The sequence below is a fragment of the Catenibacterium mitsuokai genome, from assembly GCF_025148785.1.
GTDB classification, from domain to species: Bacteria; Bacillota_I; Bacilli_A; order Erysipelotrichales; family Coprobacillaceae; genus Catenibacterium; species Catenibacterium mitsuoka.
In genome coordinates, this window is sequence record NZ_CP102271.1 from 2,494,285 (window position 1) to 2,517,823 (window position 23,539).

At 33.6% G+C, this 23,539-nt stretch carries 23 protein-coding genes and 1 pseudogene; 13 read left to right on the plus strand and 11 right to left on the minus strand.

Annotated features, from left to right (window positions below):
• Positions 1 to 74 precede the first annotated feature (74 nt).
• A complete protein-coding gene (locus NQ499_RS12830; protein WP_006507041.1) occupies positions 75 to 2,180 on the plus strand; it encodes a SulP family inorganic anion transporter in 2,106 nt (701 codons plus the stop codon).
• A 52-nt stretch (positions 2,181 to 2,232) separates the two neighbouring features.
• Here NQ499_RS12830 and NQ499_RS12835 read toward each other — a convergent pair whose 3' ends face one another.
• The gene (locus tag NQ499_RS12835) at positions 2,233 to 2,529 is read right to left on the minus strand and encodes a PTS sugar transporter subunit IIB (protein ID WP_022424927.1); all 297 of its coding nucleotides are present in this window, start codon (positions 2,527 to 2,529) and stop codon (positions 2,233 to 2,235) included.
• Positions 2,530 to 2,676: 147 nt separating this feature from the next.
• Positions 2,677 to 3,468 (minus strand): histidinol-phosphatase HisJ family protein, encoded by a 792-nt coding sequence (locus NQ499_RS12840; protein ID WP_006507043.1) that lies wholly within the window; start codon positions 3,466 to 3,468, stop codon positions 2,677 to 2,679.
• A gap of 127 nt (positions 3,469 to 3,595) precedes the next feature.
• On the opposite strand from NQ499_RS12840, the gene NQ499_RS12845 reads away from it, so the two are divergent.
• The 4 genes from NQ499_RS12845 (at position 3,596) to NQ499_RS12860 (ending at position 6,969) form a co-directional block, all read left to right on the plus strand.
• Positions 3,596 to 3,856 (plus strand): hypothetical protein, encoded by a 261-nt coding sequence (locus NQ499_RS12845; protein ID WP_050772221.1) that lies wholly within the window; start codon positions 3,596 to 3,598, stop codon positions 3,854 to 3,856.
• 149 nt (positions 3,857 to 4,005) lie between these two features.
• Complete coding sequence (locus NQ499_RS12850; protein WP_006507045.1) at positions 4,006 to 4,809, plus strand: Cof-type HAD-IIB family hydrolase; 804 nt, start codon at positions 4,006 to 4,008, stop codon at positions 4,807 to 4,809.
• A gap of 75 nt (positions 4,810 to 4,884) precedes the next feature.
• A complete protein-coding gene (locus NQ499_RS12855; RefSeq protein ID WP_040390244.1) occupies positions 4,885 to 6,015 on the plus strand; it encodes a CobW family GTP-binding protein in 1,131 nt (376 codons plus the stop codon).
• A gap of 3 nt (positions 6,016 to 6,018) precedes the next feature.
• The gene (locus NQ499_RS12860; protein ID WP_006507047.1) at positions 6,019 to 6,969 is read left to right on the plus strand and encodes a TIGR03943 family putative permease subunit; all 951 of its coding nucleotides are present in this window, start codon (positions 6,019 to 6,021) and stop codon (positions 6,967 to 6,969) included.
• A 773-nt stretch (positions 6,970 to 7,742) separates the two neighbouring features.
• Here the strand turns inward: NQ499_RS12860 and NQ499_RS12865 are convergent.
• Together NQ499_RS12865 and NQ499_RS12870 are read right to left on the minus strand one after the other, a co-directional pair.
• Positions 7,743 to 8,768, minus strand: coding sequence for a MerR family transcriptional regulator (locus NQ499_RS12865; RefSeq protein WP_040390245.1), 1,026 nt, complete (start codon positions 8,766 to 8,768; stop codon positions 7,743 to 7,745).
• 51 nt (positions 8,769 to 8,819) lie between these two features.
• On the minus strand, positions 8,820 to 9,080 hold the full coding sequence (locus NQ499_RS12870) for an RDAC family protein (protein WP_006507050.1): 261 nt from the start codon (positions 9,078 to 9,080) through the stop codon (positions 8,820 to 8,822).
• A gap of 258 nt (positions 9,081 to 9,338) precedes the next feature.
• On the opposite strand from NQ499_RS12870, the pseudogene NQ499_RS13765 reads away from it, so the two are divergent.
• From NQ499_RS13765 to NQ499_RS12895, 4 genes and pseudogenes are all read left to right on the plus strand, one after another.
• Positions 9,339 to 10,610, plus strand: a pseudogene (locus tag NQ499_RS13765) (transposase).
• A gap of 663 nt (positions 10,611 to 11,273) precedes the next feature.
• Positions 11,274 to 12,407, plus strand: a complete 1,134-nt coding sequence (tgt, locus tag NQ499_RS12885; RefSeq protein ID WP_022424920.1) for a tRNA guanosine(34) transglycosylase Tgt — start codon at positions 11,274 to 11,276, stop codon at positions 12,405 to 12,407.
• 4 nt (positions 12,408 to 12,411) lie between these two features.
• Positions 12,412 to 13,437: a tRNA preQ1(34) S-adenosylmethionine ribosyltransferase-isomerase QueA gene (queA, locus tag NQ499_RS12890; RefSeq protein WP_040390208.1), complete on the plus strand. Its 1,026-nt coding sequence runs from the start codon at positions 12,412 to 12,414 to the stop codon at positions 13,435 to 13,437.
• Positions 13,437 to 14,066: an epoxyqueuosine reductase QueH gene (locus NQ499_RS12895; protein WP_006506910.1), complete on the plus strand. Its 630-nt coding sequence runs from the start codon at positions 13,437 to 13,439 to the stop codon at positions 14,064 to 14,066. The genes queA and NQ499_RS12895 overlap by 1 nt, the downstream gene beginning before the upstream one ends.
• On the opposite strand, the gene NQ499_RS12900 is transcribed toward NQ499_RS12895, so the two are convergent.
• The 3 genes from NQ499_RS12900 to NQ499_RS12910 form a co-directional block, all read right to left on the minus strand.
• Positions 14,063 to 15,241 carry an aminotransferase class I/II-fold pyridoxal phosphate-dependent enzyme gene (locus tag NQ499_RS12900; RefSeq protein WP_006506909.1) on the minus strand — a complete coding sequence of 393 codons (1,179 nt, stop codon included), beginning with the start codon at positions 15,239 to 15,241 and terminating at the stop codon, positions 14,063 to 14,065. The two genes, NQ499_RS12895 and NQ499_RS12900, sit on opposite strands and share 4 nt — an antisense overlap.
• Position 15,242: 1 nt before the next feature.
• Positions 15,243 to 15,734, minus strand: a complete 492-nt coding sequence (locus NQ499_RS12905; protein ID WP_006506908.1) for an Lrp/AsnC family transcriptional regulator — start codon at positions 15,732 to 15,734, stop codon at positions 15,243 to 15,245.
• Positions 15,735 to 16,008: 274 nt separating this feature from the next.
• The gene (locus tag NQ499_RS12910; RefSeq protein WP_259848537.1) at positions 16,009 to 17,148 is read right to left on the minus strand and encodes a transposase; all 1,140 of its coding nucleotides are present in this window, start codon (positions 17,146 to 17,148) and stop codon (positions 16,009 to 16,011) included.
• A gap of 78 nt (positions 17,149 to 17,226) precedes the next feature.
• On the opposite strand from NQ499_RS12910, the gene tnpA reads away from it, so the two are divergent.
• The 3 genes from tnpA (at position 17,227) to NQ499_RS12925 (ending at position 19,001) form a co-directional block, all read left to right on the plus strand.
• Entirely contained in the window at positions 17,227 to 17,631 is a 405-nt protein-coding gene (tnpA, locus tag NQ499_RS12915; protein ID WP_006505085.1) for an IS200/IS605 family transposase, read from the plus strand.
• 78 nt (positions 17,632 to 17,709) lie between these two features.
• The gene (locus NQ499_RS12920) at positions 17,710 to 18,744 is read left to right on the plus strand and encodes a lactonase family protein (RefSeq protein WP_006505086.1); all 1,035 of its coding nucleotides are present in this window, start codon (positions 17,710 to 17,712) and stop codon (positions 18,742 to 18,744) included.
• 74 nt (positions 18,745 to 18,818) lie between these two features.
• Positions 18,819 to 19,001, plus strand: coding sequence for a hypothetical protein (locus NQ499_RS12925; RefSeq protein ID WP_006505087.1), 183 nt, complete (start codon positions 18,819 to 18,821; stop codon positions 18,999 to 19,001).
• Between the two features lie 3 nt (positions 19,002 to 19,004).
• Here the strand turns inward: NQ499_RS12925 and noc are convergent, their stop codons facing one another.
• The 3 genes from noc to mnmG are packed head-to-tail and all read right to left on the minus strand — an operon-like array spanning position 19,005 to position 22,351.
• The gene (noc, locus tag NQ499_RS12930) at positions 19,005 to 19,814 is read right to left on the minus strand and encodes a nucleoid occlusion protein (protein ID WP_006505088.1); all 810 of its coding nucleotides are present in this window, start codon (positions 19,812 to 19,814) and stop codon (positions 19,005 to 19,007) included.
• A complete protein-coding gene (gene rsmG, locus NQ499_RS12935) occupies positions 19,786 to 20,490 on the minus strand; it encodes a 16S rRNA (guanine(527)-N(7))-methyltransferase RsmG (RefSeq protein WP_006505089.1) in 705 nt (234 codons plus the stop codon). The genes noc and rsmG overlap by 29 nt, the downstream gene beginning before the upstream one ends.
• A gap of 1 nt (position 20,491) precedes the next feature.
• Positions 20,492 to 22,351 carry a tRNA uridine-5-carboxymethylaminomethyl(34) synthesis enzyme MnmG gene (gene mnmG, locus NQ499_RS12940; RefSeq protein WP_006505090.1) on the minus strand — a complete coding sequence of 620 codons (1,860 nt, stop codon included), beginning with the start codon at positions 22,349 to 22,351 and terminating at the stop codon, positions 20,492 to 20,494.
• Positions 22,352 to 22,496: 145 nt separating this feature from the next.
• Between mnmG and NQ499_RS12945 the strand changes: the two genes are divergently transcribed.
• A complete protein-coding gene (locus NQ499_RS12945) occupies positions 22,497 to 22,877 on the plus strand; it encodes a CoA-binding protein (protein ID WP_006505091.1) in 381 nt (126 codons plus the stop codon).
• Here the strand turns inward: NQ499_RS12945 and NQ499_RS12950 are convergent.
• A complete protein-coding gene (locus NQ499_RS12950) occupies positions 22,857 to 23,486 on the minus strand; it encodes a nitrogenase component 1 family protein (RefSeq protein WP_006505092.1) in 630 nt (209 codons plus the stop codon). The genes NQ499_RS12945 and NQ499_RS12950 overlap by 21 nt on opposite strands.
• Positions 23,487 to 23,539: the final 53 nt, after the last annotated feature.

Below are 23,539 nucleotides of genomic sequence, written 5' to 3' on the forward strand. Positions count from 1 at the left end.
ATACAAGGGCAGTTTGATAGAGATAGACTCACGATGATAAATCATTATAATTAGAATTAAGAAAGAGGTGGCGTATGGAAAAATTTAAGAATGCGACAATGAATGATATTTTTGCAGGTATTATTGTTGCTTTTATATCTATTCCTATATCAATGGGATATGCTCAGGTAGCAGGTCTACCAATGGTCTATGGTTTATATGGTTCTTTGGTTCCTATTCTCGTATTTAGTTTATTTACTACGAGTCATGATTTTGTATTTGGTGTAGATGCAGCACCTGCAGCTCTTACTGGAAGTGCTCTTGCAACTCTTGGTATTACTGCAGGAACTAAAGAAGCAATGCAGGTGGTCCCTGTTATTGCACTCATGGTCGCTTTATGGTTGATCTTCTTTTCAATTATTAAAGCAGGACGTGCTGTTAAGTATATTTCTACACCTGTCATGGGTGGATTCGTAACAGGTATCTGTTTATCTATTATTATGATGCTTGTTCCTAAACTCTTTGGTGGGACAACAGGAACAGGTGAAATATTTGAATTAGTCAATCATATTATTAAAGAGTTACCACTCTTTAATGGTTTATCTTTTGTATTAGGTATCTTCACTCTTGCCATTATTCTTATAGTAAAGAGAATAAATAAGAAGATTCCTATGCCCATTCTTATGATGTTTATAGGTGCTTTATTGACTGCCCTATTCCCTTTAGAAAGATATGGAGTGAAGTTATTACCTCATGTTGATTCAGGTTTACCAAAACTTGTGATCCCTTCTATTGCCCATGTAGATATTTCTGCTTTATTCTTTACTACATTATCTATTGCGATAGTTGTACTCGCACAGACTTTATTATCTGCACAGGGTAATGCAATGAAGGATGGCTATAAATTAGATGGAAACAAAGAAATATTTGCCTATGGTATGGCTGAACTAGCTACTTCACTTGTAGGATGCTGTCCGACGAATGGTTCTGTTTCTAGAACTGGTCTTGCAAGACAGTATGGATGTAAGACTCAGGTGATGAGCTTATCAGCTGCTGCAACTATGGCACTTCTTCTATTATTTGGTACAGGATTTATTGAATATCTTCCTGTTCCTATTTTAACGGCGATTGTGATTACTGCCTTACTTGGTGCCTGTCACTTTGCGTTAGGTCAACGTTTATTTAAAGAAAGTAGAAATGAGTTCTATATCTTTATGGCAGCATGTTGTGGAGTACTTATCTTTGGGACTATTTATGGTGTTGTAATTGGTATTGTTTTATCATTCCTCGCTGTAGTTATTAAGGCAGTCACTCCACCAGCCCATTTCTTAGGTGTAATTCCAGGGCAGACAGGTTTCTTTAATCTAGAAAAGAATGTGAATGCAAGACCAATTAGACATACTATTATTTATCGTTTCCCAGGAAATCTATTTTTTGCGAATATTGATAAGTTCCAGGAAGATATAGAAAAAGCGATTAAAGAAGATACTGAGCAGGTTATTGTAGATGCTTCTGGTATTAGTAATATTGATTTTACTGCAATTGATCGTTTGATTATCTTCTATAATGATTTACAGAAAAGAAATATAGATTTCTATTTAACACGTCATATGGATCATCTTAATCAGGCATTAAGAGAAAATGGTGGTATAGAAATAATCACAAGTGGTCATGTAAGACGTACAATGCAGCAGGCATTATTAGATTGTGGGCTTGTCCCTCCTTATCCATTAGAAGATTTAGAAACATCTCATATCTCATTTATACAACCTGAATTAGAATGGGCTTTTGGAAATGAAGCTGAAAAGCATAAACAGAAGATGACTCAAGAAATGTTGGATAAGATTCATTCTAAAACAGACTTATCTCCTGATCTATTAAAAGATATTGAAAATCATACAGACTTTGGTGAACTAGGTTTAATTGAAGCGGATGAATTCTTATCAAGACTAGAAATGCATATTCCAGAAATCATGGAAAAGATTCATGAAAATGAGCAGTATGTAGAAGAACGACTCGAACAATATCGTGATCGTATTGAAGAAAAGTTACAGGAAATGAATCCTGAAACATTACGTGTATTAAAACAGTACCGTAGTAAATATGAAAAGAAGCTACAGGAATTAAATCCTCATGCTTTTAATCATTATAAAGAGCTCCATCAGAAACATTTAGAAAAACTGGAGAAAAACAAAAAGTGAAGATGAACCCATCTTCACTTTTCACATTAAGGAGTAATTCAATTATCAAATATTATCCGAGGATTTTTAGAGCAGCATCTAATACCTTTTCACCGTTCATCATACCATAGTCACGCATATTGATGACTTCAATTGGTGTAGATGTTAATTCTCTTAATCTCTTTTCCATATGACGAACTTGTGGACCTAACATAATGACATCCCAGTCATTGAGTTCTTTTTCTGCATCTGTTACTGGGAGAGCCTTAACTTCCATTTCAATGCCTTTATCTTGTGCTGCCTTTTCCATCTTCAATACAAGCATACTTGTTGACATACCAGCATTACATACCAATAAGATCTTCTTCATAAGTCTCTCTCCTTCCTTCATATTTATTATATATTCATTAAATTCCATTGAATTATTCAATGTGAAATTAGAAACAAACTTATCAATATTTGCATATCATTCAAGTACTATTATGATAAAAATATATCAAAAAAGTGAAGACAGTCTTCACTTCATTGTTTTATCCCAGACATCCGCTATATTACGACCTACATCTTCTGGATGATGCGCATCACTTGCAGTAATCATCTGGACATGATGTTTTTTAAAGGTCTGTAATAACTGATCTGACAAGCCAATATCAGGTGTATGATAACGATAGTAACATCCCACATTGTTTTCTGCTTTCATATGATGTTCATTTAATAATTCAGCAAGTTCATCATATGTAGGCTGTAAGTCATAAGTAGGATAATGGCCAAACATCTTAATCGTATCTGGATGTGCAAGCTGTGTAAATAAATCAGATTTTACAAGTGAGAAAACACATTCATAGTATCTCTTATAAATTTCATCCACAGGATACTTGTTCCATAAAATTTCTTCTGACCATTTCATATCATAGAGTTTACCGTCGATAGAATGAATGGCTCCTACTAAGAAATCAAAATGATAAGGTTTTAATATTTCTCGAATTGTTTCTTCATATTCAGGTACATAACATACCTCTAAACCAAAAGACACCTTAATAGGTAAATCCATCGCCTTGATTTTTTTAATCAAAGCACAATATTCAGCTAAAGTACTATGAAACTTCATTTCTTTATTGTTTAACCATTCTTCTTGATAAGGAGATGCTTTTCTTACGCCTTCATAAACAGGTCTAAATTCTTTAAAACGATGTGTGTGATCAAGAATCTGTATTTCATCCATACCATTCTTTACTGCACTTTCCACAAACTGTAGTACATATTCTTTTGAGAGATTCCCATATTCTAGATGCATATGTCCATCTATCATAAATATCACCTTCCTTTTTTGGGATTATAACACAGACATATACATAGTTATAGAAATATGATAAATATTTTAGATAATTCTAAGAAAGTGATTCATATGCCTTACCTGGAAATAAGTGAAGCATGTTTTGGTGATTTCTATTTATCACTTAGCGACTAAAAGTAATACATCAGAATATAAAAGGAAGATTGAATTCTTAAAAGAAGAATATCAATCACAATTATTTTTTGCATCAAATGATTCTTCTCGCCTTGTAATAGTCACTACATTTAATGGACGTGGGATGTTATCAGATAAGATTCCTTCAATTTTGCATAAGAATCATATCCCTATTGTACTGATTTCTTCTACTGAATATGATCCTGAAATCGAGATTACGTTAAAATAAAATCACTATAAGAAAATATCTTCCTATAGCACAAGATTAAGTCTATTATTTGTATTAGATACTCTTTATACAGCTTATTTAAGAGACATTATGAAGAGAATATTGAAAAGAAGACAGTATACTATAATAAAAATGACGGGGGAATAAATATGGATATACGTGCTATTGTATGTGATGTAGATGGAACATTACTGACTAGTAAACAGGTCGTAGATGAAAGAACTGTTACAGCTATTAAGAAAGCAAGAAGTAAAGGTATATTATTTGGAATATGTACAGGTAGAGATGCAGATAGTGTAAGAAATCATATAAAATCATGGGGTATTGAAGGATGTATTGATTTTGTAGTGGGTTCTGGAGGTTCTGAGATTGATGATTATATTCTTGATATATATCAGGAGAATCATACTTTGAGTCCTGAATTAATTAAAGAAATCATGAATCATTACAAAGATATGGATTGTAACTTTACAATCTGTCATGAAGGTATTCTATATGCACCTAAGGATGATGACTATATTAGAAATATGGCTGAAGGTGATGGAATTGAATATAGAGTTGTAGATTTTGATACATTCTTAACACGTCCTTATCGTAAATTGATGATTATATGTAATCCAAGCTATATGCCTCAGATAGTGGAACGTTCTAAATCATTTAAGAATAGAGAATATAAAGCGTCTGCCTTAGTGACTACCAGTTTTTTATATGAATATATGAATCCTCATGTGTCTAAGTCTAATGGTTTAAAAGAGGCTTTAGCCCTTCATGATATTTCTATATCTCAATGTATAGCTTTTGGTGATGAAGATAATGATATAGATATGTTGGAAGAAGCAGGTGTTGGTGTAGTAATGGGAAATGGGTCTATTCATGCGAAAGCTGTCGCTAACTATGTCACAGAGGATAAAGATTCTAATGGGATAGGTGTATTTATTAAAAAGTTTATATAAGCTTTTTTATCATTTTATGAGCGTTTTTTAAGAAAAATGATATAATGTGAGATGGTTAAGAAAGGAGTCAATAAAATGGCAAAAGTTGATATTATTTCTGGATTCTTAGGTGCTGGCAAAACAACACTTATTAAAAAATTATTAAATGAATCTTTAAAAGATGAAAAGTTAGTACTCATTGAAAATGAGTTTGGTGAAATTGGAATTGATGGTGGTTTTATGCGTGATGCAGGTATTACTGTCAATGAATTGAGTCAGGGTTGTATTTGTTGCAGTCTTGCAGGTGATTTTGAAACAGCTCTAAAGGAAGTTGTAGATACATATCATCCTGATCGTATTATTATTGAACCAACAGGTGTTGGTAAGTTATCTGATATTATTGCGGCTGTACAGAAGGTACATGGTGCTGATTTAACACTTGATCGTTTCTTTACTGTAGTAGATGCAAAGAAATGTAAGATGTATCATAAGAACTTTGGTGAGTTCTTTAATAACCAGATTGGTGCTGCCAGCTGTGTAATCTTAAGCCGTTCACAGGATGTGTCTGAAGAAAAGATTGCGGAATGTTTAGATATTATTAGAGAGTTAAATCCTCATGCACCGGTCGTTACTACTCCATGGGACCAGATTACAGGTGATATGATTCTTGAAGCAAGTAATCATAAGGATGCTTTAGAAAAGGCATTGATTGCGGCTGAAAAGGAACATCAGGAAAGTGTTCATGGACATCATCATGAACATCATCATCACCATGATCATGACCATGAATGTGAATGTGGACACCATCATGATCATGACCACGAATGCGAATGTGAACATCACCATGAACATGATCACGAATGTGAATGTGGTCATCATCACGATCATGAACATCATCACCATGATGGAGAAAGCACATTATACTATGATGAAGAAGATATGCATGATGCAGATGAAGTATTCAATAGTATTGGTATTGAAACAGCACATCCATTTACTAAAGAAGAACTTGATGATAAGTTAAAGACTTTAGGGACTGATGAATCTTTAGGTCATATTCTTCGTTCTAAGGGTATTGTGAAGGGTACTGATGGTAAATGGTTTGAATTTGACTTTGTAAGTGGCGATTATGAAATCCGTGAATGTACACCAGATGTTGGTGGAAGAATGTGTGTGATTGGTGAAAAGCTTGATGCACATAAAATCTATGATTTAATGAAAGGTTAATGTATGGATAATTTAGAAACAAGAATTTATCTATTTACTGGCTTTTTAGAAAGTGGTAAAACAACATTTATCAACGATACAATTATTAATACTGACTTCTGTGATTATGAGACATCTGTGCTTATTGTGACAGAAGAAGGTGAAGTAGAATATAATGAAGCAGCTATTAAGGAACATAACTGTGAAATTGTTTATGTAGAGAATGAAGAAGACTTCACTGCCGATTTCTTTAAGGATTTAAAGGAGAAATATCATCCTACACAGGTTCTTGTAGAATTTAATGGTATGTGGAATGTAGATCAGTTTGTAGAATCAAAATTCCCTGAAAACTGGGATGTTGTACAGATTCTAACTACTATTAATGCCTCTACTTTCCAGCTTTATGTGAATAACATGCGTGCACTCTTATTCCAACATTGTGCTAAGAGTGACTTAGTCATCTTTAACCGTATTGAAGATGGTATGAAGAAGTCTACTTTAAGAAACAACATCAAGGCAATGAATCCTGTATGTCAGATCATCTATGAAAATAAAGATGGTTCTGTAAATACTATGCAGGATGATGAATTACCATATGATTATACACAGGATCATTTAGAAGTTGCTGATCATGATTTTGGTATCTTCTGTTATGATGCGATGGAACATCCAGAACGTTATGATCAAAAGACAATTAAAATCAAAGGTAAGTTCATAGGTCGTGATAAAGTGATTCCTAATGGTTTTATTCTTGGTCGTTATGCAATGGTATGTTGTGAACAGGATACTTCATTAATTGGTATGCTTTGTGTAAGTGAATATGCGTCTAAATTCATACCTAATGAATGGCTTCTATTAGAAGGTCATACACATATTGAATATGATCCATCTATGAATGCGAATATCTGTGTTCTTGATGTAGATCATGTTGAAGGGGCTAAACCTTTAGATAACGAATATGTTACATTTGATTAATCCAGGATTATTTCCTGGATTTTTTCGTATTATAAAACTAGATATTACGTATAGTAAATAGTACTACTTCACACATTCCATGTATTTAACTAAAGTCATTAATTCTATTCCCAAAAGACCATAAAAATCATTTAAATGTGTCATAAAAAATCAATCATGTAAGCCTCTAAATTAGAGAGCATCCTAACATGACTTATACACTGTTGTTGTAAAACTATGTGACAGTTCTTTGGAAGCATGTCTTATGCCATGTTTTTTTATGTTTTTTGTGGTAATAGAAAAGGTGTCTGCCATTTTATAGCAAACACCCTTTCTTAATGACACGAAGGTATTAGTTTTCTTTATCTTAATACCATTGCCTATTTCACTTAAGGAAGCATATCATGAGTATCATTATGATATTTTTGCTGCGTAATATAATCACCCAAAGCAACATTTTACTTAAAAAGAACGATTTCATTTAATACATAAGTTAAATTCTAGAATTACTTATGCTTATTTAAGATTAAAAAACCAAATATGATAATGAGCGCAATAATAACAATGCAACAAGCAAGAATATAATCAAGGACAATAATATGATTAAGTTCTGGTTGAGCCAAATAAGTATTACTAAGCAATGAATTAATAATAAAAACCATTAGATAGGATAAAAGAATTGAGACAATAATTTTTATAATCATTTTATTTTTCATTGTACTATTTCCTCCCGTTAAAAATAGTTAGTACTTATAGTTTTATTGTAATATATTTATATAGAATATTACAGACTTTTAATCTTCAGTCTTTTTCATATAATCATTTAAATGAATACCATTTTTTAAAGCATCCATGACATGATCTTTATCGATCACATTTTCTACCTTTTCATCTAAAATAATTCCAATAAAGCGGGCATCATCATCAATTGTAAAAGGCCAATAGAAATAGAAATGATTTCCATCTTTAAATTCAAAGCGATAATCAAGAACATACCAATCTCTAGCAATCGGTGTTCCATAAATTTCATAACGATGTTTTAAAAGAAGTTCTACGCTTTGAATATCTTCATATTTATATTCCTTTATAAATTTATCTTCTTTACCCAATAAAACAGAATAAAAATATTTTACATTATCTATATAACCTTTAAATTGATAATAACGAATACGATCATTTAAAAACTCTACCGATTGATTTCTTGTTTGATCAAGTGGTAATCTTAACCATAATTGTGAAAGCTGGAAATCAGCTGCAATCAAACCATTTGTAAATACAAATGAAATCACTAATACTGAAAGTACTCTTGTTAAAACATCTTGCTCATTTACAGCACTAAAGAATAAAACAATTAAAAATGTAGGAATAAATTTATATAAGAATTTTTTTATTGCGAGTTTCTTTGTAAGTCTTCTTCCAAGAGATACTGTATCCGTTGTTTTTTTATAACCTAATTTATAATTCTTTGTTTCTCTTTGGATTTGTTGTAAAGCGGGTAACATTGGTAAATCTTTTCTTACATACATTTCAATATTTCCTTGAACTTCTTCTAAACTCTTAATTTGTTTTTCTAGATGAATTTGATTGATTTTTAAACATTCTTTAAAATCTAGTTCATTATTTAAAATTGCTTTTACATCATCAATAGAAATATTTAAATTACGTAAAAATTTTACCATGATCAATTTTTGTAAATCTTCTTGGCTATAACTACGATAACCATTGTCATCTCTTTGTGGTGTAACGATTCCTTCCTTTTCATAATAGAAGATGGTATGTTTTGAGATTCCTAATTCTTTTTCTAATTCGTGTGTTTTCATAGATAACACCCCTTCCTTAACTTTATCTAACACTATAGAGTTACTTTATAGTCAAGGTTTTTTATCAAATTTTGAATGAACTGTAAGAAATCCTGGCTGATTTTTGTTTTCTTGAACATAAATCCAGTGATTTTTTAAAGAACCATTTATGATTTCTAAAATATTTTCTGTAGAATAACTTTTACCATCTTGTCTAAGTTCTAACCCACAGCATGTACATCCACCAACACCATGAATTGAATATTCTATATTATTTTCTTTAAGTAATTGATTAATTTCTAGAATCATATTAAAGTGTACAACATTATTCATATAAACAACCCTTTACTTTATTATAAACAAAAAGGAAGCTAAACGCTTCCCCTTATAAACACATTTTATAAATACCTAAAGTGAAAAGTTAAATTCCACTTTAGGCGGGGCAAAGTTGCGTTTAGTCTTTCACTTCTTTCCACTTGATTTTACTCTTACAGTTGAATTTACTTTTACACTTTCAATAGTTGAATTTTCTCCTTCAGGTATATAATTACTGTGATGTCTGTTTCTCTATTTCATGAAAGGCTGATTATCATGGCTAAATCAAATAAGAATCTGCATCTTACTCTTTCAGAAAGACAAATCATTCAGAGAGGGATAGAAAATGGTTCTACCAAGACTTCTATCGCTGCAACTCTTGGAAAGGATAAATCAACTATAGGCAAAGAAATCAAGGCACATAGAAAACATTCACATATTTGCAGCTTTGATCCTGCGTGCGCCAACAAGGACAGATGCAAGCATCACCATGTATGCAAGAACTGTGCTGACTTAGTAGTTTTTAAATGTAAGCGAAGAGACAGATCTCCCTGGCCTGCAATGGCTGTCCTAAATACCAGCACTGCAGATTTGATAAGTTCACATATTCTGCAGATATCGCCAATAAGGAATATATGGCTGACCTCATTAACTCAAGAGAAGGAATAAATATGACATATAGCGAGCTTAAGGCTTTAGCTGATATCATTGTCCCTCTTATCAAGAAAGGTCAATCACCATATCGATCATTACTTCTCATCCTGAATTGAATATTTCTGAAAAGACATTATACAACTACATAGAATCTGGCGTATTTAGACAGTTCGGTCTGCTTGATATTGATCTAAGAGTCAAGACAAGAAGAATATCAAAGAAGGATTCTGTCAAATATAAAAAAGAGAAGACAGAAAGTTCCTGATAGGCCACACCTATGATGATTTCATCTCATATACTGACGATAATGACAACGTTAGTATCGTCGAGATGGATACCGTCTACAATGGACAAAGCGGTCCGTTCATGCAGACTTTTAAGTTCCTGTCTTACTCTTTCATGTTTATTATATACCATGAAGAGAAGACTGCAAAGGTTATGGTTGAAGGTGTAGACCTTCTTGAATCGATATTAGGAAAAGAACTGTTCCTGAAAGAAGTAGAAGTAATCAAGACGGATAGAGGTTCTGAATTTTCGGATGCAGAAGGACTGGAAAAAGATAATGATGGCAGCATGCGAACTCATGTCTTTTACTGTGATCCTATGGCATCACGCCAGAAAGGAAGTCTTGAAAACTACCACAAGGAGATACGTTACATATGCCCTAAAGGGACAAATCTCCAAGCGCTTGGTCTAGATTCACAGGAGAAGGCTAATCTCATAGTATCCCACATCAATTCCCAGCCAAAGGAGTACCTGAAGGGAAAATCTCCGCTGGAGATGATGGAGTTCCTTAATCCAGATTTATACAAGAGATTCATAGAATTTGGAATCAAGAAAATAGAAAATGATGATATTATTTTAAAACCATATTTATTAAAAGAAGATAACTAAAATCATTCGGAGAATGTATGAAACATGAGAGGCAGGCTGACAATAGCACATGAAAGTAAAGTGGAATTTAGTCTTACACTCGAAAAAATGAACGAAATTCCATAGCTTTATTGCGCCTTAAAATACCATGATTTATGACGTTAGAATCTCATTTCTAGTGTACGAATGATTAAGTTCCATTCCCAAAACAAAAAGAATATCAGAATTAATACCCGATATTCTTATGAAAATATAATCCTGAACGACTAAATTCCACATCATTTTCGTTTCTTTTTAAAGTGGAATTTAACTTTTCACTTTAGGCATTTTATAAATATTTAAACAATCTTCTTGGCTCGATGGTCGATAAGCTCTTGGTAAAGAGTCTTGACCATAACAAGCCTTAACCTTTAATTCGTCAAATTTTTCATTTGGTTTTTTACATCACTTTTGGTTTTATATTGTATAGAACATACAGTATATGTTAATTCTCCCTATGATACATATATTAAAGCCTATGGCATAGTGATTATTGGACTGATTATTATCTTTGGTCTTCTAATCCTTAAAAAACTGGATGACTTAAAACACAAATAATATTCTTAAGAAAGGGGAGCTTTCCCCTTTTTTATTGATTTAATGGCTATTTTTTCGTATAATAGGCAAGGTTATCGAGGTGATATAATGAAAGATTTTTGGTATGAATGTAAACACGTATGTAAACAGACAGGCGCAAGATATGGGATTCTTCATACACCACATGGTGATGTAGAAACACCTATGTTCATGCCTGTAGGAACACTGGCAACAGTAAAAGGTATTTCTCCTGAACAGCTTAAAGAAATGGGCTCTCAGGTTGTACTTGCGAATACTTATCATTTATGGTTAAGACCAGGAAGTGATATTGTAAGAGATGCAGGCGGGCTTCATCAGTTCATGAACTATGATGGACCTATTCTTACAGACTCTGGAGGATTCCAGGTATTCTCATTAGGTAAGACACGTAAGATTGAAGAAGAAGGTGTTACCTTCAAGAGTATTGTGGATGGTTCTAAGCTATTCTTATCTCCTGAGAAGTCCATCGCAATTCAGGAAGATCTAGGTGCTGATATTATTATGAGTTTTGATGAATGTGCACCTTATCCATGTACTCATGATTATATGAAGAACTCTGTAGAAAGAACATTAAGATGGGCTAAGAGAGGTCAGGAAGCACATAAGAGAGAAGACCAGGCTTTATTTGGTATTGTCCAGGGTGGTGAGTTTGCGGATTTACGTGAACTAAGTGCTAAGACTTTAGTTGATATGGATTTCCCTGGTTATTCTATTGGTGGTACTTCTGTAGGTGAACCTAAACCAATCATGTATAAAATGATCGAAGATAGTGTTAAGTGGTTACCTGAAGATAAGCCTAGATATTTAATGGGTGTAGGTAATCCTATTGATTTAATCGAAGGTGCTATGAGAGGTATTGATATGTTTGACTGTGTACTTCCTACACGTGTCGCAAGACATGGTGCACTTATGACACATCATGGACGTATGAATATCAATAATGAAAAGTATAAACGTGACTTTACTCCTATTGATGATAAGTGTCATTGTTATGCATGTAGAAATTATACAAGAGCTTATTTAAGACATCTTCACAAGTGTGACGAAATCTTTGGTAAGTCTTTATTATCTATTCACAATGTTGCATTCTTATTAGATCTTGCAGCAGATATTAGAAAAGCAATTCAAGAAGACCGTTTAGCTGATTTTAAGGAAGAATTCTTAGAACAGTATGGTCGTGATGTTTATGAAAGGGCGTTTTAGTTTTATGGATATTGAATTATTTGATTATAATCTCCCAGAAGAATTAATTGCACAGACACCATTAAAGAAACGTGATACTTCACGTTTAATGGTTCTAGATAAAGAAACAGGAAATGTTGAACATAAACATTTCTATGATATTTTAGATTATCTAAAGCCTGGTGATGTGCTTGTAAGGAATAATACAAAGGTTATTCCAGCACGTCTTTATGGTCTTAAGGAAGAAACAGGTGGACATGTAGAAGTTCTTTTATTAAAGGATCTTCATGATGATTTATGGGAATGTTTAGTAGGTAATGCGAAGATTGTAAAGCTAGGTACTGTGATTACTTTTGGTGATGGTCGTTTAAAGGCTCAGTGTACTGAAATCAGAGAAGAAGGTATTCGTATCTTCAAGATGATTTATGATGGAATTTTCTATGAAATTCTTGATCAGTTAGGTATTATGCCTTTACCACCATATATTAAAGAAAAGTTAAATGATCCTGATCGTTATCAGACAGTCTATGCAAAGGTAGAAGGTAGTGCTGCTGCCCCTACTGCAGGCTTACATTTTACTGAAGAATTACTTCAGAAAGTAAGAGAAAAAGGGGTTGAAATCCTAGATGTGACTTTACATGTTGGTTTAGGTACATTTAGACCTGTTAAGGTAGAAAATGTATTAGAACATCATATGCATAGTGAATATTATGAAATTAGTGAAGAAGTCGCTGAAAAATTAAATCAGGCTAAAAAAGAAGGTAGACGTATTATTGCGGTGGGTACTACTTCTTGCCGTACACTAGAAGCCAACCATTCTAAATATGGATGCTTCAAAGCAGCTCATGAAAATACAAATATCTTTATTTATCCTGGTTATACATTTACTGGTATTGATGCATTGATCACAAACTTCCATCTTCCTAAGTCTACATTAGTGATGCTTGTAAGTGCTCTTGCAGGTAGAGAACATATCTTAAATGCCTATAAGATTGCAGTAAATGAGAAATATCGTTTCTTCTCATTTGGTGATGCAATGTTTATCCACTAATGAAACAAAATTATCGTTTAGTGATGTTGGAGACTCTTAAACATTTAGAAGGACGTCCAAAGTTATTGCTTCATGCATGCTGTGGCCCTTGTTCTTCTAATGTAATTAAGGAGTTATGTCAGTACTTTGATATTACTATTTATTATACAAATAGTAATATCTACCCTGCTGATGAGTATCATCGTCGTGAATCTGAGTTAGAAAGATTTGTGAAAGAGTTCAATGATAAAGAGAACCAGAATGTACAAGTGGTAGAAGATACTTATGATCCTGAAGAATATTTAACGCATATTGCGCCATATAAGGATACTGGGGAAAAGGGCTACCGCTGTTATGTGTGTTATAAAGTAAGAATGGAGAAAGCAAGAGATTATGCTAGAATGCATGGTTTTGATTATTGGACAACTGTGTTGTCTGTTTCTCCTCATAAGAATAGCCAATGGATCAATGAGATTGGTGATGATTTAGATCTAGAAGCACCAAAATTCCTTCATAGTGATTTTAAGAAGGATAATGGTTATTTAAAATCAACACGTATGAGTGATGAATATCATATGTATAGACAGAACTACTGTGGCTGTGTTTATAGCTATCAGGAGATGCTGGAAAGAGAAAAAACAGACCTCTAATGAGATCTGTTTTTTAAGTTATCTAAGAATAGTTTAATCTTCTCAGTCGCAATTTTTAATTCTTCTAGTGAGTATGCATAAGAAACACGAATAAATCCTTCTCCAGCATCACCAAAGGCTGTACCTGGTACACAGGCTACCTTCTGATCATTTAATAGTTCTTCACAGAATTCTTCAGATGTGAGTCCTGTAGAACGGATACATGGGAATACATAGAAAGCACCCATTGGGTTAAATGTATGAAGTCCCATATCATTAAACGTTTTTACAAGGAAGTTTCTACGTGAGAGATAAGAGGCTCTCATTTCTTCTACTTCTTTATCACAATGTCTCAATCCATCTATTGCACCATATTGTGCACCAGTAGGTGCTGACATGATAATATACTGATGAATCTTACACATTGCCTTAGAGAATACTGGGTTTGCAAGAACATAACCTAATCTCCAGCCTGTCATAGCATAAGCTTTAGAGAAACCATTGATGACAATAATCTGATCTCTGATTTCTGGGAATGAAGCCAATGTACTAAATGGTTCTTCATAACTTAATTCTGCATAGATTTCATCTGATATAACAATAATACCTGATTCTTTAATAATCGGTACAAGTTTCTCATAGTCCTCTCTTGTCATTGCCCCACCTGTTGGATTTGATGGGAAGTTGATTAACATCAACTTTGTTTTTGGTGTAATAGCTGCTTTAAGCTTTTCAGGTGTTAATTTGAATTCATCTTTTTCTTCTAGGTGAATTCTTACAGGTACTCCTCCTGAAAGAATAACACTTGGTTCATAAGCAACATATCCTGGGTCCAAGATAATCATTTCATCACCTGGATTCATTAAGGCTCTTACTGCGATATCGATACCTTCTGAACCACCTACAGTCACAATGATTTCATTTTCAGGATCATAATGTACACCAAAACGACGATAATAATAATTACTAATTTCCTGACGTAATTCTAATAAACCTCTGTTTGCGGTATAGAAAGTACGTCCTTTTTCAATTGAATAGATTGCAGCTTCTCTAATCTTCCAAGGTGTCGCAAAATCAGGTTCCCCTACACCTAATGAAATAACACCTTCCATCTGGTTTGCAAGATCAAAGAACTTACGAATACCACTTGGTTTAATAGTTTGTGCTGCAGTACTTAATTTCTTCTCATAATCCATTTTATGGAGTCACCACCAGTCGCGTATTTTTACCATCTTCATCATCTACTAGGACATGTCCATCTGTTTTGTATGGCTTTAACACAAATGTTGTTTTTGTTCCTGTAACACCTGGAATACATGCTAATTTAGATGCAACAAAGTGTGCGACTTCCTGCATAGTACGACCCTTTACAATGCACATAAAATCATAATCACCTGATAATAAATACATTGTTTCAATTTCTTCGTACTTATAAATATGTGACGCAATACGATCATAACCATATTCTCTTTCAGGAATAGCATTAATCTCAATCATCGCAGTCACAAGTTCAGTATTTGTCTTGTCCCAGTTGACAATAGTATGGTAACCACAAATAATCTTCTCTTTTTCTAGTCTATTTAATCTTTCTACAATGCTGTCTTTAGATTCTGCTAGCGCGGCGGCTAGGTCAGAAACCTTATATCTTGCATTTTTCTGTAATAATTGAATTAAAAGACCATCACTCATAGATAAAAGTTCCTTATTATCCAACCTCTTGTCCTCCTTTGACTATTTTACAATTATTTTATAATAATGAAACTCATTAGTAAATAGAGAATAATTGTGATAGAATATTTTCGTATGGAGGTGTCCTGTCAACTACCCACGACCTAAAGGTCATGGGCTTGTAACTGCCCAGTCGTACTAACGGTTTACACCTCCGACCTTTAACCCCAATAGATATTGCTATCTAAGTGGCGTTACATCATAGGGTGGTTGACAGCACCCTTTGCAGCAGAGTTTACTCTGCTACAACTGTATTAGGTACTTGGCTATCTGCAAGATAGTCTATTCCCATACGATACAGATTCATAGCTCCAATGCGGTCATCATTAGATTTATAACCACATTTTTTGCAGGTAAACAGATGTATCTTCTTATTGCGGTTAGACTTTTCAACATGTCCACAGCAAGGGCAGCACTGACTTGTATAGCGAGGGTCTACCTTAATAACAGAACACTGATTCTGTTTTGCTTTGTAGATTAGTTTTTGCTCAAGGTCATAGAAAGACCATGATACAGAAACATAACGACCTTTTGTCTTAACACGTTCTGTAACATTACGAATACCTGACAAATCTTCCAATACAAAGAGAGTGTGCTTTGGGTTGTTTTCAACGAGTGCCTTCGATACCTGATGGTTAATATCCTGCATCCAACGGTTTTCTCGCTGACCGATAGCTTTTAGTCTTCGTCTTGAGGATGGCGTATGTCGCATTTGGAGTTCTTTACGAAGCTTGGAATAGTTAGCACGTTTCTGTTTAATAGCTTTGCCACTAACAAATCCAGACTTATGTTTGCTGTCATAAGTTGCAACAACAAAGTTAATACCTCTGTCAATACCTACAACATTACAGATGTCAGAAATATTACTTTCTTCAACCTCATAGGTAACTGGTATATGCAGATAGTATTTACCATGTTTATTTACAAGTTTGGCAGTACCAAACTTGTAAACAGAATGGTTAAAATACTTAGACATACCCTCAGCAAAATAAGATAACTTCACACGACCATTAAGAGTATTGATTGAAAAACGGTTTTGTGTTAAGGAATAATCTCTGTTCCAAACCAGGTCGTACTGAGGCTTTTTGAACGATGTTTTAATCCACTCATTCTGATTTTCAAGAATGGTCTTATATCTGGCGATAACAGTCTTCAAAACAGACTGAGCCATCTGCGACTTAAGGTTAAACTTTTCTCGTAAAGTAGAATACAAAGCCTTATTAAGTGAAAACTGCTTTAAATCATGAGTGCGGAATACATACTCTGAAACATAATTACAGGCATTACGATAAACAGACATAGTTTCATCAAGCAAGACCTTATCTGCTTCAGCTGCGATTATTTGAATTTTGGCTGTAATATTCATCTGTTCCATAAATGCACTCCTTTCATAGATATTTCACTATATATATTATATAATATATACGTGATAATCAATCTTTTGAGGTAAACTGTGGATAATAGATACAATCGTCATAAGAGTCGAAAATACAGCCTTAAAGTACATATAGTTCTAGTAACCAAATACCGCAAACAATTACTCAAAGATTATATCGCCGATGATGTTAAACAAAAGATTTTCGATATAGCCAATACTCGTGGCTACGAAATTATTGCGATAGAAACTGACAAAGACCATATACATTTCATATTAAGTTACGATACAACAGATAGAGTCTGCAATATTGTCAAAATTACAAAGCAGGCAACAACATACCACTTATGGCAAAAGTATAGTTCGATCTTATCAAAACAGTATTGGAGGGAAAAAACATTTTGGTCAGATAGTTATTTTGATTGTAGCGTTGGAGGAGTGTCATCAGCAACTATAAAAAAATATATTGAAAGTCAGGGATAATAGATAACGATTTACAAGGCTCCTCCCACCACCTATTGGCAGTGGGTTTCCGCCTATGACAAACGAAAGGATTTATTTATGAAAACATTTTATGTGGCAAGTTATGGTAAAGGTAACGATAAAGGAATCTATATCGTTTCTTTTAATGAAGAAACATTGGAATTAAAGAAAATACAACAGATATTAACTCAAGATTTTCCATCATATCTGATTGCGAAGAATAAAGAACTTTATGTATCTTATAAGAATGCAAGATCTAATAATGAAGGTGGAGGACTAGGAAGTTTTAGTATTCATAAGAATGAATTGATTCTTAATAATAACTATTCTTCTTCTGGTAGAAGTTATACACATTTATGTATCTCTGATGATAATAAGTATATCTTTGCTGCAAACTATCATGTTGGTGCAACAGCTGCTTATAAACTAGAAAATTATCGTATTGATCATAAGATTGGTGCTGTGAGACATACTGGTATGGGGCCTGATTTATTAAAGAGACAGACTGCACCTCATGTACATAATGTTGGTTTTACACCTGACAGACGTTTCTTATATGCTGTAGATTTAGGTGCTGATAAGATTGTGATGTACAATTATAAAGATGGTGTTCTTAAAGAGAATACAGATTATACAGTAAATGTTGTACCTGGTTCTGGTCCTAGACATTTGATTTTCTCACAGGATGGGCATTATGGTTATCTCATTAATGAGATTGCGAATAAGATCATGGTCTTTAAGTATAATGAGGGGCGTATGAGTTTAGTTCAGGCTATTCATTGTATTCCACGTCATTTTAAGGGATTTAATGCAGCTGCCGCCATTCATCTCACAAAGAGTGGAGAACATCTACTTATTTCTAATAGAGGTCATAATTCTATTGCCTTATATAGAGTCAATAAAGAGAATGGTAAGATTTCTTTACTTTATATGGTACATACTGGTAAAGAACCTAGAGACTTTAATATTATTGATGATAAGTATGTTATTGTAGGTGCACAGGAAGATAATAAGCTTCAGGTACTTACTTTTGATGAAGAGAATGAAAAGCTATTGATGACAGATTCTGAATTAGAGATTCCTGCACCTGTATGCGTATGTGTTGAAGATTGAGCTTAGCTCAATCTTTTTTTATATCATTAAGTAATTTAAAGATTCTTTGAGAATAAATATATAGGAGGTCCCATATGGAAGAATTGATGAGAAATTTATATTTATTCTTAACAGAAGCAGAGAGAGGTGATGTATTAAGAATACATGTGACTGAAACAGATGAATGTTATGAATTTAGTTATGATGAAGTTATGGATATTGTATTCCATAATAGAATTCCAGAAAGGTTTAAAAAAGAAGTAGGTCCTACTAATTAGGATCTACTTCTTTACTTTTATGGTAATGATGACTTCATCATCTGTTTCATCGATGTTTTCTTCTACATCAGTCCCAGCATCAGTGACCATCTTCACTGCCTGATTGATTGTGTTGAGTGCGATTTTAACACTTTTAGAGAATGTACGTACACGTGGTTTTTCTTTTTTAGGTGTTAATAGTTTCGCAATTCTTTTTTCCGTTTCATCGACAGTCAAGTTATGTTCAAGAATCTCCTTCAACATATTATTCTGTTGTGCTGTATCTTCTAGCTTTAATAAAGCACGGGCATGTCTTTCAGAGATTTCTTTTTTCTTAACTGATTCCTGTACTGTCATAGGAAGCTTTAAGAGTCTAAGTTTATTGGCCACTGTAGACTGCTTCTTACCTACTTTTTCAGCGAGCTGGGCTTGTGTTAAGCCCTGTGTATCTAGAATCTGCTGATAAGCTAAGGCTTCTTCTATTGCTGAAAGATTTTCTCTTTGAATATTTTCTACTAATGCAGCGTTAGCTGTCTGATTGTCATCGAGTTCCTGAATGATACATGGCACTTCTGTAATACCTGCTAGTTTACAAGCACGGTATCTTCTTTCCCCTACAACAATCTGATATTTACCTTCATATTCTCTGACTACGATAGGCTGTAAGAGACCATTCTGCATAATAGATTCAGCGAGTTCCTGGATCTTCTCATCTTCAAAATGAGTTCTTGGCTGTTCCTTATTCGCAACAATATCATTGATATCTAAGAAACAATAAGCATCTTTAATAACGTTCCTTTTCTTTCTATAAAGGCTTCTTCTTAATTTGTCCATAGTTTCTTGGGTACTTTGCAGGTGTTGATTTCACTTTCTTGATCACGATGTTATGACGATGATCATTCTGATCACTTAAAGTAAAAGTAAAATCATCCATCACTTCTCCTCCAAGTACCTTTATGCCTCCCTTCGCATCTTTTAATTCTTCAGGGGCTTTGAGTCCTTTTAATGAAAGGAAGTAACCATCTTTCTTCACTAATGGGAGACAAAGTTCATCTAAGATATTTAATCTTGCAACTGCACGTGCCATGACAATATCAAATGATTCACGATGATCTTTACAGAAATCTTCAGCACGTGATGCAACTGCTTGAATATGATCTAATTCTAATTCTTTAAATAAGTGATTCAAGAATGTGATTCTCTTATTCAAAGAATCTACAATAGTGACATTTAATTCTGGATAAACGATTTTAAGTGGAACTGAAGGGAATCCAGCACCTGCACCTACATCACAGATTGTTTGATTAGAGAATGGGAAATCAAACGCAATTGTAAGAGAATCATAGAAGTGTTTTAAATAAACACCTTCTCTATCTGTAATAGCGGTTAAATTCATCTTCTCATTCCATTCTACGAGTATTTCATAATACTTTTCAAACTGTTCAATCTGTTTCTCTGAAAGCACAATGCCTTTTTCTTCTAAGCTCACAATAAATTCTTGTTGTGTCATATTAATCTCCGTATTGTGTTTTTAAGTGAATAAGTAAAACAGAAATATCTGCAGGATTAATACCAGAAATACGTGTTGCCTGACCAATAGTTACAGGTCTGACCTTCTTTAGTTTCTGTCTTGCTTCTAATGATAAGTTTAATACATCATCATAGTCTAAGTCAGCAGGAATCTGCTTTTCTTCCATATTCTTTACTTTTTCTACTTGTCTTAATGTTTTTTCAATATATCCCTTATATTTAATAAGAATAGTGACTCTTCTCATTTCTTCTTCAGTTAAGTCAACATGTTCAATATAAGGTAATAAGTCTTCATAGACTAATTCTGGTCTTTGAAGAATGGCACGGGCAGTTACACCTTCTTTTAAACGTGTTGAGCCCTTCTCTTCTAAGAGGTCATTGATTTCACTCTTAGGTGAGAAATGAATGGTATCTAGACGTTCTATTTCAGCATGGATACGATTCATTTTATCTAGATAAAGTGAATAGACTTCATCATTTACAAGACCTGCATCATGGCCATATTTTCTTAATCTTTCATCCGCATTATCATGTCTTAATAATAATCTATATTCAGCACGACTTGTTAACATACGATATGGTTCTTTAGTACCTTTAGTCACTAAGTCATCAATGAGTACACCAATATAAGCTTCATCACGTTTCAAGATTAAAGGTTTATTCCCCTTTACCTTCTTAGACGCATTAATACCGGCAATAAGACCCTGACCTGCTGCTTCTTCATAACCTGAAGTACCATTGATCTGACCTGCAGTAAAGAGATTCTTTAAGACCTTTGTTTCTAGACTAGGCCATAACTGTAATGGATCAATTGCATCATATTCAATCGCATATGCATATTTTAAAATAGTACAGTTTTCAAGTCCTGGTAATGAATGCACCATCTTTTCCTGAATATCATGAGGCATTGATGTAGAGAATCCCTGTACATAGATTGTATTCATTTCCTTAGATTCTGGTTCTAGGAAGATCTGATGTCTTTCCTTATCCGCAAACTTAACAACCTTATCTTCAATAGATGGACAATAACGTGGTCCAATACCTTTAATAAGTCCTGAGAACATCGCACATTTATCTAGATTATCTCTAATAAGTTTATGTGTCTGGGCCGTTGTATATGTTAAGTAACATACAGTCTGATCTTCTACTGGTGTGAAATGTGTTGTTTCATATGAGAATGAAAGTTTCGCATCTGTACCAGGCTGTACTGTTGTTTTTGAATAATCAATAGAATTGATTTCTACACGAGGTGGTGTACCTGTCTTTAATCTTTGGATTCTAAATCCATAATCCTTTAACTTACTTGATAAATATAAGCTTTCCTTCTGTTTATCTGGTCCACTAGGAGTCTTAGAATGACCGACAAGGACTTCAGCCTTTAAATAAGTTCCTGTAGTAAGAATTGTAGTATGAGATTCATAGCGTGTACCATCTGCAAGGATAACACCCTTACACTCATCACCTTCTACAATCAAATCCTCTACCATTGCTTCTACAATATCAAGATTTTCTTGTTCCTTTAATACTTTCTGCATATAGCGTGGATAAGCTTTCTTATCTGCCTGTGCACGAAGAGACTGAACACCTGGTCCTTTTGCAGTATTCAACATCTTCATCTGAAGGTAAGTCGCATCTGTAGTTTTACCCATCTGTCCCCCAAGTGCATCTATTTCTCTTACAATAATGCCCTTTGCAGGTCCTCCAATGGATGTATTACAAGGCATGCTTCCTGCATTAGAGAAGTTGCTTGTAATAAGTAATGTTTTATTTCCTGTTCTTGCACCAGCAAGACATGCTTCAATACCTGCATGGCCAGCACCTACAACTATAATATCGTACACTATTAACGACCTTCCTTTCTTATTTAATACGTGTTTATATTAACACATCAATTCGCGTTTGTCATTATACCACAAATGCATTATTATGGTGTAAAATTCAATCAAAAATGTTGGTGGTATGATATAATGAAAACGGTGATGAACAATGAAAGAAAGAGATATTTTAAAGATCTATAATAATTATTGTATCATTGGGATGAGTCCTGATTCTGAGAAGTATAGTTATCAAATATATCAGTGCTTAAAGAATGCAGGTAAGCATGTCTATGGTATATCTCCTAAATATGACACAATAGACAATGACAAGATGTATACATCTCTTCTAGATATACAATATCCTGTAGATGTTGTTGTTTTTGTCGTCAAGAAAGCAATTGGTATGACTTATATAAGAGATATGAGGGAGCTGGGTATTAAGTATGCCTGGATGCAGCCAGGGACTTATGATGAAGATTTACTTCATGCTTTTCATGACCAGGGAATAGAAACAATAGAAAATTGTGTATTACAAGTCATGAATAGTTAAATCAAATATAGATTCATGTAATGGGAAGGTGATATCGACTTGGATATCATCTTTTTTAGTATCTTTAAAATCGACTGGACCTAATGTTTCTTTTCTATCTGATATCACTTGATAACCAAAATCATATTGTTGTGATAAAGAAAATCCAATAGAACTCATAATGACAGGATCTCCATGTAATTGAATCATCTGCTCTGTCTGTAATCTAAAGAAGTTCTGATAAGGAATCTGGTCAATGCCAGTTTCTAATGCCTGTTCAACAGCCATAAAGAAATAAGAAGAGAACTTCCCATAAGGGAATCCTACGACATAAGGTGTGCCATACTTCTCTTTTAATAATTCAGCAATCTTTAATCCTTTGACTGATACTACAATATTTACATCTGCATAACCGGCCATATCAAGGGATGTATCATGATATAAGAAAGTTGTAAGGACATTGTATTTCTGTTCAGTAAAGTAATCCTTTAATATTTCATAAACTTCTTCATCAAATAAATCAGGTGTTAAACCTAATAGATTAATAGAAGTCACAGGCATTTGTAAGTTATATTGAATATCTGGTAATTGATCTACTAATGTGCATAATTCTTCTTCTGTATAATTCATATATGTACCTCATTTTTTCTTCATTATATCATAGTTTTTAGTTTGCACGAACT

Excerpts from the sequence above, each read along its gene's own strand:
- NQ499_RS12830 (WP_006507041.1), top strand. The coding sequence starts at position 75 with ATGGAAAAATTTAAGAATGCGACAATGAATGATATTTTTGCAGGTATT.
- NQ499_RS12835 (WP_022424927.1), bottom strand. The coding sequence starts at position 2,529 with ATGAAGAAGATCTTATTGGTATGTAATGCTGGTATGTCAACAAGTATG.
- NQ499_RS12840 (WP_006507043.1), bottom strand. The coding sequence starts at position 3,468 with ATGATAGATGGACATATGCATCTAGAATATGGGAATCTCTCAAAAGAA.
- NQ499_RS12850 (WP_006507045.1), top strand. The coding sequence starts at position 4,006 with ATGGATATACGTGCTATTGTATGTGATGTAGATGGAACATTACTGACT.
- NQ499_RS12855 (WP_040390244.1), top strand. The coding sequence starts at position 4,885 with ATGGCAAAAGTTGATATTATTTCTGGATTCTTAGGTGCTGGCAAAACA.
- NQ499_RS12860 (WP_006507047.1), top strand. The coding sequence starts at position 6,019 with ATGGATAATTTAGAAACAAGAATTTATCTATTTACTGGCTTTTTAGAA.
- NQ499_RS12865 (WP_040390245.1), bottom strand. The coding sequence starts at position 8,768 with ATGAAAACACACGAATTAGAAAAAGAATTAGGAATCTCAAAACATACC.
- NQ499_RS12870 (WP_006507050.1), bottom strand. The coding sequence starts at position 9,080 with ATGAATAATGTTGTACACTTTAATATGATTCTAGAAATTAATCAATTA.
- tgt (WP_022424920.1), top strand. The coding sequence starts at position 11,274 with ATGAAAGATTTTTGGTATGAATGTAAACACGTATGTAAACAGACAGGC.
- queA (WP_040390208.1), top strand. The coding sequence starts at position 12,412 with ATGGATATTGAATTATTTGATTATAATCTCCCAGAAGAATTAATTGCA.
- NQ499_RS12895 (WP_006506910.1), top strand. The coding sequence starts at position 13,437 with ATGAAACAAAATTATCGTTTAGTGATGTTGGAGACTCTTAAACATTTA.
- NQ499_RS12900 (WP_006506909.1), bottom strand. The coding sequence starts at position 15,241 with ATGGATTATGAGAAGAAATTAAGTACTGCAGCACAAACTATTAAACCA.
- NQ499_RS12905 (WP_006506908.1), bottom strand. The coding sequence starts at position 15,734 with ATGAGTGATGGTCTTTTAATTCAATTATTACAGAAAAATGCAAGATAT.
- NQ499_RS12910 (WP_259848537.1), bottom strand. The coding sequence starts at position 17,148 with ATGGAACAGATGAATATTACAGCCAAAATTCAAATAATCGCAGCTGAA.
- NQ499_RS12920 (WP_006505086.1), top strand. The coding sequence starts at position 17,710 with ATGAAAACATTTTATGTGGCAAGTTATGGTAAAGGTAACGATAAAGGA.
- NQ499_RS12925 (WP_006505087.1), top strand. The coding sequence starts at position 18,819 with ATGGAAGAATTGATGAGAAATTTATATTTATTCTTAACAGAAGCAGAG.
- noc (WP_006505088.1), bottom strand. The coding sequence starts at position 19,814 with ATGGACAAATTAAGAAGAAGCCTTTATAGAAAGAAAAGGAACGTTATT.
- rsmG (WP_006505089.1), bottom strand. The coding sequence starts at position 20,490 with ATGACACAACAAGAATTTATTGTGAGCTTAGAAGAAAAAGGCATTGTG.
- NQ499_RS12945 (WP_006505091.1), top strand. The coding sequence starts at position 22,497 with ATGAAAGAAAGAGATATTTTAAAGATCTATAATAATTATTGTATCATT.
- NQ499_RS12950 (WP_006505092.1), bottom strand. The coding sequence starts at position 23,486 with ATGAATTATACAGAAGAAGAATTATGCACATTAGTAGATCAATTACCA.